Raw genomic sequence first — 13,495 nt, 5'->3', positions numbered from 1 at the left:
GCGCCCCGCCGGGCTGCAGGCGCTGCTCAGGCGGCCGTGCGCGCGACCACCCGGTTGCGGCCGGCTGCCTTGGCTTCGTAAAGCGCCTGATCCGCCGCCTCGACGAGATCGGGCCAACTGCCGCCGGCAGGCGCCATCGCGGCGACGCCGAAGCTGGCGGTGACGTTCAGGGTCGCGCCGGTATCGAGCGTGAAGGGCGCGGCGAGGAAGGCGCTGCGCAGACGCTCGGCGATCTGGTCCGGCCGAGCTGTGGGATCGGCCAGCAGGATGGCGAACTCCTCGCCGCCGAAACGGGCGATGACATCTGCCGGCCGCAGGGCCGCCTGCAGCCGGCGGGCGGTTTCCTTCAGCACCTCGTCGCCGGCGATATGGCCGTAATTGTCGTTGATCCGCTTGAAATGGTCGATGTCGAGCAGGATCAATGGCAGCGGTTGCTGCTCGGATCGCGCAGCCAGCATGCTCGCGGCGCGCTGTTCCAGGGCGCCGCGGTTGAGAATCCCGGTCAATCCGTCCGTTTCCGCCAACTGCCGCAGCTGGGCCGTCAGCTTGAGCTTTTCCCGGTCGAGGGCGTCACGCTCGATCAGCTTGCCGCGCAATCTGTCGAGCGCCTTGAAGAGGCTGCCGATTTCACCGCGTGCGCTGCCCGTCGCAAAGGATCCGCCGGTCTTGCCGGCGGCCAGGGCCATGACGGCGTCGCGCGCCGACAGCAGCGGGCGGAACAGCAATGTCTGGCTGGCGATCACGAGAACGAGTTCGAGAAGCAGAGCGACCAGAGCGATGGCGCTGATGATGATCAGGAGCCGGCGCGCATGCTCGCCATCGGCCTTTACCTTCGCCATGGCGAAATCGAGATACATGTCGCGCAGCCGTTCCAGCGAGGCGAAGGTCGGCACGATCTGGTTGGTGAAGGTGATCGTGTCGAAGCCGTAATTGCCGTCCTGGCCCGCGGCGAGGATATCGCGATAGATCGCCATGCCCTTGCCGAAGAAGTCCTCGACCACGGCGCGTCGCGTCGCCGCGATCTGCGGGTCGGTGTTCGTGCCGGTCTGCTGTTCGACCAGCTGCCAGAAGCCGAGCACGCGACCATAGGCGATATCATGTGCCGAGCGGTGCTCGGGGCCGATCGGCGTGCGCGCCGCGATCGAGGCGACGAAGTTGGAGCCCATGCGCCCGACCTGCTCGCGGATGTCGCTCAGCATCCGGGCGACCAGCGCGGTGCCGATCAGATGATCCGATTCGGCGGTGTTGAAATCGCTGATCGCGGCATCGACCAGCGCCTGCGCCGTGTCGACGACGCCGAACATCGTCAGGACGATTTTGTGGAAGTCCTGCGGCCTGCGCGCCCGCAAGGGCTGCCTGTCGAGGGCGTCGATCAGTTGGCGGGCCTCGGTCAGCGAGCGCCTTGTCTCGGCCAGCTGCTGCGAAAAGCCGGCAATCGGCGATAGCCGGTCCAGTGCCGCGTCGGTGTTCGCCCTGAACGTGGTCAGGCGCCTGCGCGAGGGGCTGTCGGCCTTCGGTTCCTCGCCGAGCACGCTGTTGACCGGGCCGCGCTCGGCCGAGAGATGGTTCACGGCGCGCATGACCAGCTGGAACCGCTCGAGCCGTGTCTCGCTGAGCCGTGTCGCCTGGAGTTCCCGGTAATAGGTCGAGATCAGGATCGCGCCGAGAACCACGGAGCAGCCGAGGATCACCGCGAGGGCCGCCCAGAACCGGTAGCTGAGACTGCGATGCTTCGACATGGGCGTTACCGGAAGGGGCTTCGGCGCTCGCCGGCCGCCAAAAAGCGCGTCTGCGTCGCGGTGCCGTACAGACAGAGCATCTGGTCATCGGAGTTGCGCAGCTGCGCACGGCACTCCGGAAGATGTGCAGCGCTTTCCTTAAGATTCCGCTGCGGCAGCGCCGGTACCGGCGATACGGCGCATGCCTTGCTTGGCCGAGTCTGCTCAGCTCGCCAGCACCCGCTGCGGCGGGAAGGTGACTTCGACCAGCGTGCCTTCCTTCTTGACGCTGGTGATGGTCAGCGCCGCCCGGTTGGCTTCGACCAGCGCTTTGGTCAATGGCAGGCCGAGGCCGGTGCCGCCGGATTTGCGGGTCGTCGGCACCTGCCGGAACGGCTCCAGAGCCAGCTTGATCTCGTCATCGTCCATGCCGATGCCGGTGTCGCGCACCCGCAGGATCGCCTCGCCCTGGTCGCCGAGCGCGGTCGAGACGATCACCTGCCCGCCGGCATCGGTGAACTTCACCGCATTGGAGAGCAGGTTGATCACGATCTGGCGCAGCGAGCGCTCGTCGGCGACGACCGGTGGCAGCTTCGGCGCCAGCCCCGAGCGCAGCACGACGCGTCCGCGCTGGGCTTCCGGCTGCAGCAGGTTGACCGCCGAGAGCGCGATCTCGTTGAGGTTGACGCTGCCGAAGTCGAGGTCGAGCTTGCCGGCCTCGATCTTGGCGAGATCGAGCAGGTCGTTGACCAGGCTGATGACGTAGCCGCCCGACAGGTGGATATCGCGCAGGTATTCCTTGTAGCGCTCGTTCGCGATCGGCCCGAAGCGCTCCTCCGCCATGACCTCGGCGAACCCGATGATCGCGTTGAGCGGCGTCCGGATCTCGTGGCTGATCTTGGCGAGCACGTCGGATTTCTGCGCGCTCGCCTTCTCGGCCGTCTTGCGCGCCTCGACCAGCTCGCCCTCGGTCTTCTTCCAGGCGGTAATGTCGCGCAGGACCGCACAGAACTTGCTGTCCGGCTTCTCGGCAATCCGGCCCATGGTCATGAACAGCGGGATGCGCCCGCCCTGGCGCACGCGGCCGATGACCTCGCGGCCATCGTTCATCAGCGAGGCAACGCCGCCGCCGATCAGCCCGTCGAGATAGTCAAGCGCTGGCGAATGGCTCTCCGGCGCGAACAGCAGGGTGAAGAGCTCGCCGGCGACCTCGCGCTGATCGTAGCCGAACAGCGCTTCGGCGCTCTTGTTGAGCGAGAGGATGCGGCCGCGCCCATCGACGGTGACGACCCCGTCGGTCGCCGTGTCGAGCATCGCTGAAAGCTCGGCGACGCGGGCGTCGCTTGCCTGACCTTCCAGCCTGAGCTGAGCCACCCGCGAGGCGGCCTCTTCCTCCTCGGCCTCGAACTCGGCCGCGAGCTCCTGCTCCTCGGCCTCCTCGGGCGACAGCATCTTGAGATCGCCACCCGGCACGCTGTTGCGGAACGCCATCAGCGTTGCGGGTTCGCCCTGCCAGCTCACGCTGGAGAGCCGGCCGTCGACGCTGATCAGCCCGCCCTTGCGGTCGACCAGGATCATCGCGCCGTCGCTGCTGTGGCTCGCGCCCTTGATCAGCTGGCTGACGCCACCAGCTGCAGTGAGATCATCGAGATCGGCGTAATCGAGCAGATCGAGCAAGGTGCGATTGGCATAGAGCGCGGCCTCGTCCCGGTTGACCAGCACCGCGATCGGCAGGCGGTCGAGGATCTCGGCATGGGCATTCGCGACGCGCGGCCGCTGTTCGGGTGCGGCGGCTGGCGGCGGAGCGGTCGTCGCAGGAGCGTCCGTCTGCGGCTCATCGGCGTCCTTGGCACGAATGCGCAACGGGGCGGCGACTGGCAGGCGCGGTTCGCCGGGCACGTCTTCTTCGCCCGCGATGCGGGCGCCGAGCGCCTTGGCGATCTCGCGGAAGGCGTTTCTCTCGGCCGAGGACAACAAGGTCTTGGACGGTTCGAGGACCGGGCGCACGGCCGCCAGATGGCCATTGCGCAGCGGCACGACATTGGCCCGCGGCGCCGGAGGGGGCGATTGCGGCGGCTCGTCGGCTTCCGGCGCGGCGTCGCCATCGTCGGCTCGCGCCGTCGGAGCTTCGGTATTCGCCTCCGCCGATTCGGCTGTCGCGTCCTGGATCTCTGCCTCTGCAGGCGCGTCGACTGGCGCGGCCTCTTCAGTCTTGTCCTCGCTGGAAACGGTTTGGGCCGCCTCAGCTGGGGCTGCCTCGATAACCTCGTCCGAAACCTGTTCAGGCGCGGGGTCTTCCGCGACTGCCGTCTCCGGGAGGTCCGTCTCCGGGGCATCGGCTTCCGGCGCGACCGGGACGAGCGCCACTATCGGAGCCTCCCGCTCAGGGAAAGCCTCGTTGGCCGTCGTGCGAATCAGGCCGAAGCCGCGGAAGCCGGCGGGATTGCGCTCACTGTCGAACAGCGGAAAGCCAGAGAGCTCGACGCGGGCGCCTTCGCTTGGACCAACACGCCACAGCACGGCGCGGCCGCTCCAGGTCGACGAGGTCGCAAGGCGCGCCGCCAGATCACCCTCGACGTCGTGAACATCGGTGGCGAGCAAAGCAGGCCAGTCGCGCCCTTGAGTCGTGCTCGCGATCTGTTGACCGACGAGCTCGGCGAAGTCCCCGGACAGGCTGACCAGCGTCCCATCGAGGTCGCTTTCCCACAGGAAGCGCAGGTTGGCACGTCGCGGCTGCCCGGGTGATTCGGCTTGGGGATCGGCTATCGCGGCGATCGTCTCCGGGGAGGGCGAGGCTGTGGGCGCCGCCAGAGCGCGCTGCTCCTCCTGCGGCACGGTGATGCCCAGACGGCGCAGGTCGGAGGCGCTGACGCCGAGCGCGAGCGCCGGGCCCGCGCCGGTTTCGACGAGCTTGCAGGCGCAGGTCACGAGTCCGGTCAGCGCAGCGCCGAGCCGCAGTCGTTCGAGCCTGAGCCCGTTGCGTGAGGCGAGCCCGCCGGCAAGCAGGCGCAGGCGCTCGCGTGTTGCCGCCGGCAGCTTCGCAGCTCCGCCGAAAGCGTCGAGGAGCGCCCGGCCGCCCGCATTGGTGAAAGCCGGCGCATCACCATCGGCCGGCCAGAGCAGCAGCGCGCCCTTGCTGGCGAATTCAGCAAGTGCGGGATCCTGCGCCAGCACGTCGGCAAGGCCGTTCCAATCCTGCACGGATTCGCTCATCCCGTTCCGTTCAACCTGCTGGTGACCCAGCCCGCGCGAATATGCCTAACAAATCTTTAATAACCGCGCGAGGACGGTGAATCCATGCGGGAACACTGCCTCTCCCCCGACGTTTCCAAACAGCGTTAATATGGCGCCGCTGCCCTGGCCGGTGGCGGCGTTGTCATTGCACTGCAATAATGATATTGCAGTGCACAATTAAGGCTCGACGCCGGAGGCGGCGCAGAAGCCTGGCTCGGTCACAGGAGGACCACCATGGACGGCAAGAACCCCTACGAAGTCCCCACCGAAATGCGCGAATTCGCCGAGAAGAGCGTCGACCAGGCCCGCAAGGCTTTCGACGGCTTCATTGGCGCTGCCCAGAAGGCGGTCGACGGCGCTCATGGTTCGGCCGAGTCGGCCCGCGTCAACGTCCAGGACATGACCAAGAAGGCCATGACCTATGCCGAGAGCAACATCGCGGCCGCCTTCGACCTCGCTGACAAGCTGGTCAAGTCTCGCGACATGAACGAGGTGCTCCAGCACCAGTCCGAGTTCCTGAAGGCCCAGGTGGCCGCGCTGCAGACGCAGCTCAAGGAAGTCGGCGCGACGGTGCAGGATGTCGCCAAGAAGACCGCCGAGACCGCCGCCAAGGCGACCAAACTGAAGTGAAGCCGGGCGCGCCACGGGCGCGGAGCGGGCTTTCACGATGAGGCGGCCGGACCAGCGCACGACCCTGTGAGGGGGAAACTCCTCGCGGGGACCTGACTGGGCCGGTTTCGTCAAACGCGCAGGCTCGTCCTGCAGGATCTGTGAAGGAGACATCCGATGGCGAAGCAGACTATTCCCGGCAAGCCCCCGATCAGCCTCGCGCCGGTCAAGGCGTTGAGCGAGTCGAAGCCGGTGGCACCGGCCGTTCCTGCCAAGGCTTCCGAGGCCAAGCCTGCGGCAGAGGTGAAGCCCGTCATCGCTCCGGTTGCGGCAACGCCCGCGCCCCAAGCCGCGCAGCCAGCCACGTTGCAGGCTGCGCCCCAGCCGGTCGTGAAGGCTGCGGCTGTGTCGCCCGTCGTCAAAGCCCCCGAGGTCAAGCCCGTGGTGGACGTGAAGCCGGTCGCCGTTCCGGCTGCAGTGACGTCCGCCCCCAAGGTCGAGGCCAAGCCTGTCGCTTCCAAGCCTGCCGCTCCGCAGCCCGTAGCTCAGCCAGTCGTGAAGGCTGCGCCAGCCGCTGTGGCCAAGTCTGCGCCGCAGCCCGCCGCCAAGGTTGTCGCGGAGCCCGCCAAGCGCATCGTCCTGCAGAAGAAGGTCGCGAAGCCGGCGGCTAAGGCTGCGACTGTGAAAGCATCGCCTGCCAAGCCGGTCTCCGCGCCGCCCAAGCCCGTGGCCGAGCCGGTCAAGGCGCAACCCGCTCCCGCCAAGGTCGAGCCCGTTGCGGTGAAGCCGGTCGCTCCGGTTGTGGCAAAGCCCGCTCCCGCCCCGCTCAAGCTCGTCGAGGTTGCTCAGGCGGCTAAGCCGGAGCCTGCCGCCACGCCGGCCGTTGCCAAAGCGGTCGAGGCTCCGAAGCCGGTTGCGGTTGCGCCCTTCTCGGCAACCACCTGGTTCGAGCCGACGCTGGTTCTGACGCGTGCCTTCGCAGCCGTTCAGGCCAAAGTGCTCGATCATGCCTGCGCCGAGCTCAAGGCGACGCTGGGCGAGATCGAGACCCTGGCGCGCACGCAGAGCGCTGCAGACGCGGTGGCGCTGCAGGCCAAGGCTTTCCGCCGCAGCTATGAATCGCTTGCTGCCCATCTCGGCGATCTCGCCGCGACGACCCGCCAGCAACCGCCGCGTTCCTGATTTTCAAAGCCGGCGCGGTTTTCCCCGCGCCGGCGTGCATTTCGCCGTTGCATTCGGCGAAATGCGGCACTAGGTTCCGCGCCGTCGCCGGACAGCTTCCGGGCGCCGCGACATCAGGCGCAAGCCGTGCAGCCATAGCTCAGTTGGTTAGAGCGCTAGATTGTGGATCTAGAGGTCCCCCGTTCAAGCCGGGGTGGCTGTACCATCTCTCCTTATCCAGTTCCGTTGGTTCTTGAGATTGCGCGCGCAGCCTGCGCCGGCCTAGCTTGCCGCCCTGACCGCGCGGCACGGGCCGCCAGCTTCGGGAGCACGCCATGCCCAGCAAGATCGATCTTATCAACCCCGCCTCGCTCTCGCCGCCGACCGGCTATTCGCACCTCGCGATCGTCAAGGCGGAGCGGCAGGTTCATGTCTCCGGTCAGGTCGCCTACGACCCGATGGGGAAAGTGGTGGGGGAGGGCGATATCGCCGCCCAGGCCGAACAGGTCTACGCCAACCTCGCCGCGGCGCTGGCTGCTGCCGGAACAGACTTCACCAAGGTGTTCAAGCTGGTGACCTACGTCGTCGATCTCAGCACCGAGAAGGCGGTCGCAGTGCGCAAGGTGCGCATGAAATACCTCGGTGACGGCCCTTATCCGGCGAGCACCATGGTCGGCGTCACCGCCCTGGTCGACCCGCGACTCCTGATCGAAATCGAGGCGATCGCCGCGCTGGATTGAGCGCCAGCCGGCGGGACTTGCGACCGGGCTTGCCGCTCGCCATATCCGGTTCACGCGGTTGGGTTCGCCTTTCGCGTTCGGGGTGCTGCGCAAGCGGGCTCCGGTTGTTCCAGAGGCGCCTTTCAAAGGGCTTCGTGATGACGCGTCCGCCTAGCCTGTCGCATCCCTTCCTGCTCGGGTTCGACGATATCGAGCGGGCTCTCGACCGGGTCGCCAAAGGCGCCGGCGATGGCTATCCGCCCTATAATATCGAGCGCCTGCCGCGCACGGAGGATGAGCCCGACAAGCTCAGGATCACGCTCGCGGTGGCTGGATTCTCGCGCGAACAGCTCGAGATCACGCTGGAGGAAAACCAGCTGACCATCCGCGGCCGGCAGGTCGATGACAAGACGCGGCATTTCCTGCATCGCGGCATCGCCGCGCGGCAGTTCCAGCGCTCCTTCCTGCTTGCCGATGGCATGCATGTCCTGGGCGCCGATCTCTCGAACGGGCTGCTCGCCATCGACCTTGCCCGTCCGGAACCGGAACGGCTCGTCCGGCGTATCGATATCATGAGCCGCGACTAGGGGCCTGGAGAAGGCGCTTTGTAGACGTCAGTCCGAGGAGGCATGCGGTTTGCCTTCTGTTCATGATCAGGATGCACAATCAAACCGCCTCGCACTGCTCTGAAGGAGGGCGCGATGACTGAGACCAGAACCAACCCCCTGACCACGGCCGAATTCGCCGCCCTCGGCAACGGCCAGGTCGCTTATCTCAAGCCGATCATGTCGGATGAGTTGGCCCGCATCTTCCCGCAGGCGCCGGAGATCGAGCCAGGGCTGCAGCTCTTCGCGCTGCTTTCGGCCGATGGCGCACCGATCCTGGTGACCGATTCCCGCGAGGCCGCCACGGCCAACGCCTGGGAGCACGATCTCAGGATGGTCAGCCTGCACTAACGCGCCGCGTTTACGCCGCCGCGGGGGCGATGCCCTCGACGGCGGCGATCAGGCGCGCGATGTCCTCGGGCGTCGACAGGCGGTGATCGCCATCCTTGATCAGCGTCAGCACGACCGGATCATGCGGCAGGTGCTCGACCAGCTTCAACGCCTGGCCATAGGGCACGTCGGGATCCTTCATTCCCTGCAGGATATGGATGGGGCAGCCGGTCTCCAGCGGGTGCCCGAAGAGGAGATGGCGCCGCCCGTCCTCGATCAGTGCCCGCGTGATCGGCATTGGCTCGGGAGAATATTCGGACGGCCGCTGCCAGAGGCCGTCCCGCGCTATGGTTTCGCGGATCGCTTCCGGCATCTGCGCCCACATCAACTCTTCGGTGAAGTCGACGGCCGGCGCGATCAGCACGAGGCCTGCCGGGCGCAAGTGCGGCGCGGCTAGGCGCAGGCGCAGCGTCGCCAGCAGCGCGACCCAGCCGCCCATCGACGAGCCGACAAGGATGGCGGGACCCTTGGTATGGGCGGTCAGAATCGCCTGCGCATCCTCGAGCCAATGCGACATGGTCCACTGAGCAAAGTCGCCGCTCGATTCGCCATGGCCGGCATAGTCGAAGCGGATGAAGGCGCGTCCCGCGCGCTCAGCCCAGGCGGCGAGCGCCTCGGCCTTGGTCGCGCGCATGTCCGAGCGCAGACCGCCGAGCCAGACCACCGGCGGGCCCTTGCCCGCCTGCGCCAGCACCGCGATCTCGCGGTGCTCGTCGCCGGCGCCGACGCTCAGAAATTGCAGCTCAGGCTTCATCACCCTATGCTCTCCTGTGGTGAACCGGGGGAAAGCAGGCATGTCCCTGCTGCAATACCGCCCGATTTGGTCATCATCTGAACCCGATAGCATCGGCGAGTCGCCAAGCAGAAGGCCCTTTCGAATAGTGAGCACCTCCCTGCGTTCCGGCGCGCAATTATCCCTGCCGTCGACCGAGACGCATCCGCTCGCCGGGCGCACCGTGCTGCAGATCATCCCGGATCTGGAAGCGGGAGGCGCCGAGCGCACCGCCGTCGACATCGCCGCGGGACTGACCGAAGTCGGCGCCCGTGCGCTGGTCGCGACGGAAGGCGGGCGGCTCGTTGCCGAGCTGCAGGCCAAGGGCGGCATCTGGCTGCCGTTTCCGGCCGCGGCCAAGAACCCCGTCTCGATGCTGCTGAACGTGCGCACCTTCGCTTTGCTCTGCAAGCGCGAGCGGGTCGACCTCGTCCATGCACGCTCGCGGGCGCCGGCCTGGGTCGCACTCGCGGCGACGCGGGCGCTGAAGCTGCCCTTCGTCACCACCTATCACGGCTCCTACAACGCCCGCTCGGCCGTGAAGAACCTGTACAATTCGGTGATGGCGCGCAGCGACGTCGTCATCGCCAACTCCGCCTACACCGCCGATCTGATCCGGGCCCGGCACAACTTCGCCCGTGATCGCATTCGCGTCGTCCATCGCGGCACGGACTTTTCCGCCTTCGCGCCGGCGGCGGTGAATCCGGAACGGATCAGCGCGCTGCGTAGCGCCTGGGGCGTCGAGCCGCATCAGCGCATCGTTCTGCTGCCCGGCCGGCTCACCGGCTGGAAAGGTCAGAAGGTGCTGATCGAGGCGGCGCGCCAGTTGCGCGACGCCGGCGACGAGGACACGGCCTTCATCCTCGCGGGCGATGCGCAGGGCCGCGACGGTTATGTGCGTGAGCTCGACGATGCCATCGCCAAAGCCAAGCTCGAAGGCCGCGTTCGCCGCGTCGGCCATTGCAGCGATATGCCCGCGGCGTTCCTGGCTGCGGCTGTCGTCGCCGTGCCCTCGACCGAGCCGGAAGCCTTCGGCCGCGTCGCCGTCGAGGCGCAGGCCATGGGCACGCCGGTCGTCGTCTCCAATCTCGGCGCCGTACCGGAGACGGTGCTGGCGCCGCCGCAGGTCTCGCCTCAGGAGCGCAGCGGCTGGCATATTCCGCCCGGCGATGCCACGGCGCTCGCCGAAGCCCTGCGTGAGGCATTGGCACTCAGGCCCTCCGCCCGCGATGCGCTGGCGCGACGGGCCAGACTGCATGTCGAGCGCCATTTCTCGCTGGCCTCGATGGTCAACGACACACTCGACGTCTATTGCGCCCTGCTGGGGCGCTGAACCCCACCTGATCCATTGACAACGCTTCGCGTTGTGCAATGTGTCTCACCAACGGCGCGATACGCCAATCACAGGAGAATACCGCCATTCGTCGTCCCTTCCGAGCCGCACCAACCCCCACCAAGGACGGTCCCCGCGCCAACCGCGACATTCGTGGCGTCCGCGACGTCCAGCTCATCGACGATACCGGCGCCAACCGTGGCGTGGTTTCGTTTTTCGACGCGCTCAAGATTGCCGAGGACGCCGGTCTCGATCTGGTCGAGATCGCCCCCAATTCTGAGCCGCCGGTCTGCAAGATTCTCGACTATGGCCGCTTCCGCTTTCTCGAGCAGAAGAAGGCGGCCGAGGCGCGCAAGAAGCAGCGCACCATCGAGATCAAGGAAATCAAGCTCCGCCCCGGCATCGACAAGCACGACTACGACGTGAAGATGAAGGCGATGCACGGCTTCTTCGACGAAGGCGACAAGGTAAAGGTCACCCTGCGCTTCCGCGGCCGCGAGATGGCGCACCAGGATCTCGGCGTGAAGGTGTTGGAGCGCGTCAAGGCCGATCTCGTCGAGATCGCCAAGGTCGAAAGCGACTGGCAGCTCGAAGGCCGCCAGATGGTGATGGTGCTCGCACCGAAGTGATGCCGAACCGCGCGCCCGAATGAGGCTCGCATTCGCATCGTTTTTACGAAGCCCGGCCGTTTCGGCCGGGCTTCGTTGCATTCGGCCCGACCCGGCCATCAGTCGACCAAGTCAAGGCATTCCCTTGAGCCCGTTCCGATCAGCTTGCACGGCAAGCTGATCAAAAAAGCGGTCTCTAAACTCAAAGTGAGAGACGGATCCGGCTCTAGCTGACGGAGCGGATGATCTCGCGATAAGCCGCCTCGGGAAAAGCCTTGAGCGTTTCCGTGCGGACATTGCCGAGCATGGCCAGTTGCAGGCAGAAGCGCGCCTGCACGGCATCGTCCGGCGCCTCGCAGATGACGACCATGTCGTATTTGCCCATCGTCATGAAGAAGGCTTTGAAATCGCCGCCCATATCCCTCAATGCCTGCTTGGCGGTGTCGAGACGGGCGGGCGAATCCTTCAGCTTGCGTGCGCCTTGGTCGGTCCAGTTGAGCAGCATGATGTAGGTGGTCATCGCGCCTCTCCCCGAAAAGGCCCGGCCTTTCCTCGGAAGCAGCATACGGCGCCGGCTTGTCGCCGCGCGGGTTCCGGATGGGCCGTTGAACCATCCGCCGGGCCTGCCGCGCCACTCTAGCATGATGGGCCGGTATCAGGCAGGGCCTATCGGCTGAGCAGCCGTTTCAGCTTCCGCACCGCGCTGTCCGGGGTCGTCAGCACCGGCTTGCCTGTCGTGGCTGCGACCGCCGATGCCGCTCGCGCCAGGCTGAACTGCGCCAGCGCGATCGCATCGCAATCCGCCAGATCGCGTGCTGCCAGCGCCGCCAGCCGGTCATGCTCCGGCCCGTCACCGCGGTCGAGCGCGGCGAGCGCGCCTTCGGCGAGCTTCGGCACCACGGTCAGCGATCCTGGAAACTCTGGCGGCATCGACTGCAATGTCGGCCCGAAGCTGGCGAGGAGGCCGATCCGGCCGCCGACCGTCTCCGCTTCCTCGATCATCGCCTCGTTCGGCTTGAGTACTGGCAGCGGCGAGAGTGCGCGTTGGACCGTCTCGATGCAGGACCCAAAGGCCGAGCAGGTGAAGAGGATGCCATCGGCGCCGGTCGCACGGGCATAGCTGGCAAGGCTCAGGAAGCGCCCGGTCATCGCCTCGGTGATCCGCCCGTCACGCGCGAGGTCGGCCGAGAGACTGTCGTCGAGCAGGTTCATCAGCGTGGCCTCAGGCCACAGCCGCGCGAACGCCGCCTCGATCGGAGGCGGCGAATGGCGCAGCGCATGGATCAGGGCGATCCGCATCAGCGAATAGGATGCGGATATTGCAGCCCGCCCTTCGAGGCGAGGTCGTTCAAGCCGCGCTTCAATTGAAGCTTGGAGCCCGCGCCGACATTGCGCTCGAAGCTCTCGCCGTAATTGCCGACATGCTTGATGATGCGCAGGGCCCAGTCATTGCTCAGGCCAAGGCCCTCGCCGAACTTGCCCTCGACGCCGAGCAGGCGCTTGACCTCGGGATTGCCGGATTTGAGCTGTTCTTCGAGATTGGCCTTGCTCACGCCGAGCTCCTCGGCGTTGAGCATGGCGTAGTGCACCCATTTCACCAGCGCGACCCAGCTCTCGTCGCCGCGCTTCACCGCCGGGCCGAGCGGCTCGCGCGAGATCAGCGTCGGCAGGATGACGAAATCGTCCGGCTTGGAGAATTTCAGCCGCTCGGCGGCGAGGCCCGAGGTGTCGGTGGTGAAGGCGTCGCAGCGTCCGGCTTCCAGCGCCTTGACGCCCTCTTCATTGGTGGAGAAGCCGATGATCTCGTATTTGAGTTTGTTGGCGCGGAAGAAGTCAGCGAGGTTGAGCTCGGTCGTCGTCCCCTGCGTCACGCAGATCGAGGCACCGTTTAAGCCTTTCGCCTCGGTAACGCCGAGCGACTTGCGCACCATGAAGCCCTGGCCATCGAAATAGTTGATGATCGGCCAGGACATGCCCGCCGTGGTGTCACGCGACATGGTGTAGGTCGCATTACGGGCGAGCATGTCGACCTCGCCCGACTGCACCACGACGAAGCGCATCTGCGGCGTCGTCGGAATGAAGCGGACCTTGTTCGGGTCGTTGAAGATCGCCGCGGCGACGGCGCGGCAGAGATCGATGTCGAGCCCGTCCCAGCGCCCGTCCGACCCCTGGATGCCGAAGCCGGGCAAGGCGATATGGTTGCCGCAGATCAGTTCGCCGCGCGCCTTGACGCGCTCAAGCGTGCCGGTCTGGGCGGCGGCGACACCGGCAAAACCGAGCGTGGCGAGTCCGGCGAAGAGCAGATGTTTCAATTGTTTGGTCTTCAGTCGTTTCATGGCAGTTCCC

The 13,495-nt window shown here is 66.7% G+C and carries 13 protein-coding genes and 1 tRNA gene; 8 read left to right on the top strand and 6 right to left on the bottom strand.

What is annotated here, in order from left to right; genetic code table 11:
• Positions 1–26: 26 nt before the first annotated feature.
• Positions 27–1,739, bottom strand: coding sequence for a GGDEF domain-containing protein (locus ACSQ3M_RS07525; RefSeq protein WP_436149451.1), 1,713 nt, complete (start codon positions 1,737–1,739; stop codon positions 27–29).
• 204 nt (positions 1,740–1,943) lie between these two features.
• The gene (locus ACSQ3M_RS07520; protein WP_436149450.1) at positions 1,944–4,931 is read right to left on the bottom strand and encodes an ATP-binding protein; all 2,988 of its coding nucleotides are present in this window, start codon (positions 4,929–4,931) and stop codon (positions 1,944–1,946) included.
• Between the two features lie 255 nt (positions 4,932–5,186).
• Here ACSQ3M_RS07520 and ACSQ3M_RS07515 point away from each other — a divergent pair, with 255 nt between their 5' ends.
• The 6 genes from ACSQ3M_RS07515 (at position 5,187) to ACSQ3M_RS07490 (ending at position 8,397) form a co-directional block, all read left to right on the top strand.
• On the top strand, positions 5,187–5,582 hold the full coding sequence (locus tag ACSQ3M_RS07515) for a phasin (protein WP_436149449.1): 396 nt from the start codon (positions 5,187–5,189) through the stop codon (positions 5,580–5,582).
• A 156-nt stretch (positions 5,583–5,738) separates the two neighbouring features.
• Complete coding sequence (locus tag ACSQ3M_RS07510; protein WP_436149448.1) at positions 5,739–6,743, top strand: hypothetical protein; 1,005 nt, start codon at positions 5,739–5,741, stop codon at positions 6,741–6,743.
• Between the two features lie 128 nt (positions 6,744–6,871).
• Positions 6,872–6,948 (top strand) — tRNA-His (locus ACSQ3M_RS07505).
• Positions 6,949–7,057: 109 nt separating this feature from the next.
• Positions 7,058–7,462, top strand: coding sequence for a RidA family protein (locus ACSQ3M_RS07500; RefSeq protein ID WP_436149447.1), 405 nt, complete (start codon positions 7,058–7,060; stop codon positions 7,460–7,462).
• Between the two features lie 137 nt (positions 7,463–7,599).
• Positions 7,600–8,028 (top strand): Hsp20 family protein, encoded by a 429-nt coding sequence (locus ACSQ3M_RS07495; protein ID WP_436149446.1) that lies wholly within the window; start codon positions 7,600–7,602, stop codon positions 8,026–8,028.
• 114 nt (positions 8,029–8,142) lie between these two features.
• On the top strand, positions 8,143–8,397 hold the full coding sequence (locus tag ACSQ3M_RS07490) for a DUF1150 family protein (RefSeq protein ID WP_436149445.1): 255 nt from the start codon (positions 8,143–8,145) through the stop codon (positions 8,395–8,397).
• 10 nt (positions 8,398–8,407) lie between these two features.
• On the opposite strand, the gene ACSQ3M_RS07485 is transcribed toward ACSQ3M_RS07490, so the two are convergent.
• A complete protein-coding gene (locus ACSQ3M_RS07485; protein WP_436149444.1) occupies positions 8,408–9,190 on the bottom strand; it encodes an alpha/beta hydrolase in 783 nt (260 codons plus the stop codon).
• Between the two features lie 127 nt (positions 9,191–9,317).
• On the opposite strand from ACSQ3M_RS07485, the gene ACSQ3M_RS07480 reads away from it, so the two are divergent.
• Together ACSQ3M_RS07480 and infC are read left to right on the top strand one after the other, a co-directional pair.
• Positions 9,318–10,541: a glycosyltransferase family 4 protein gene (locus ACSQ3M_RS07480; RefSeq protein ID WP_436149443.1), complete on the top strand. Its 1,224-nt coding sequence runs from the start codon at positions 9,318–9,320 to the stop codon at positions 10,539–10,541.
• 86 nt (positions 10,542–10,627) lie between these two features.
• Positions 10,628–11,170 carry a translation initiation factor IF-3 gene (gene infC, locus ACSQ3M_RS07475; RefSeq protein ID WP_436150281.1) on the top strand — a complete coding sequence of 181 codons (543 nt, stop codon included), beginning with the start codon at positions 10,628–10,630 and terminating at the stop codon, positions 11,168–11,170.
• A gap of 205 nt (positions 11,171–11,375) precedes the next feature.
• Here infC and ACSQ3M_RS07470 read toward each other — a convergent pair whose 3' ends face one another.
• From ACSQ3M_RS07470 to ACSQ3M_RS07460, 3 genes are all read right to left on the bottom strand, one after another.
• Positions 11,376–11,669 carry a GYD domain-containing protein gene (locus ACSQ3M_RS07470; protein ID WP_436096271.1) on the bottom strand — a complete coding sequence of 98 codons (294 nt, stop codon included), beginning with the start codon at positions 11,667–11,669 and terminating at the stop codon, positions 11,376–11,378.
• A 146-nt stretch (positions 11,670–11,815) separates the two neighbouring features.
• Positions 11,816–12,448, bottom strand: coding sequence for an arylsulfatase (locus ACSQ3M_RS07465; RefSeq protein ID WP_436149442.1), 633 nt, complete (start codon positions 12,446–12,448; stop codon positions 11,816–11,818).
• A complete protein-coding gene (locus ACSQ3M_RS07460) occupies positions 12,448–13,485 on the bottom strand; it encodes an amino acid ABC transporter substrate-binding protein (protein WP_436149441.1) in 1,038 nt (345 codons plus the stop codon). The genes ACSQ3M_RS07465 and ACSQ3M_RS07460 overlap by 1 nt, the downstream gene beginning before the upstream one ends.
• Positions 13,486–13,495: the final 10 nt, after the last annotated feature.

Origin of the sequence: Allobosea sp. LjRoot90, assembly GCF_964254315.1 — a bacterium.
Lineage (GTDB): Bacteria > Pseudomonadota > Alphaproteobacteria > Rhizobiales > Beijerinckiaceae > Allobosea.
Note: the sequence above shows the minus strand (reverse complement) of the source record. Positions and strands in the feature narration are given on the sequence as shown.

Excerpts from the sequence above, each read along its gene's own strand:
- ACSQ3M_RS07525 (WP_436149451.1), bottom strand. The coding sequence starts at position 1,739 with ATGTCGAAGCATCGCAGTCTCAGCTACCGGTTCTGGGCGGCCCTCGCG.
- ACSQ3M_RS07520 (WP_436149450.1), bottom strand. The coding sequence starts at position 4,931 with ATGAGCGAATCCGTGCAGGATTGGAACGGCCTTGCCGACGTGCTGGCG.
- ACSQ3M_RS07515 (WP_436149449.1), top strand. The coding sequence starts at position 5,187 with ATGGACGGCAAGAACCCCTACGAAGTCCCCACCGAAATGCGCGAATTC.
- ACSQ3M_RS07510 (WP_436149448.1), top strand. The coding sequence starts at position 5,739 with ATGGCGAAGCAGACTATTCCCGGCAAGCCCCCGATCAGCCTCGCGCCG.
- ACSQ3M_RS07500 (WP_436149447.1), top strand. The coding sequence starts at position 7,058 with ATGCCCAGCAAGATCGATCTTATCAACCCCGCCTCGCTCTCGCCGCCG.
- ACSQ3M_RS07495 (WP_436149446.1), top strand. The coding sequence starts at position 7,600 with ATGACGCGTCCGCCTAGCCTGTCGCATCCCTTCCTGCTCGGGTTCGAC.
- ACSQ3M_RS07490 (WP_436149445.1), top strand. The coding sequence starts at position 8,143 with ATGACTGAGACCAGAACCAACCCCCTGACCACGGCCGAATTCGCCGCC.
- ACSQ3M_RS07485 (WP_436149444.1), bottom strand. The coding sequence starts at position 9,190 with ATGAAGCCTGAGCTGCAATTTCTGAGCGTCGGCGCCGGCGACGAGCAC.
- ACSQ3M_RS07470 (WP_436096271.1), bottom strand. The coding sequence starts at position 11,669 with ATGACCACCTACATCATGCTGCTCAACTGGACCGACCAAGGCGCACGC.
- ACSQ3M_RS07465 (WP_436149442.1), bottom strand. The coding sequence starts at position 12,448 with ATGCGGATCGCCCTGATCCATGCGCTGCGCCATTCGCCGCCTCCGATC.
- ACSQ3M_RS07460 (WP_436149441.1), bottom strand. The coding sequence starts at position 13,485 with ATGAAACGACTGAAGACCAAACAATTGAAACATCTGCTCTTCGCCGGA.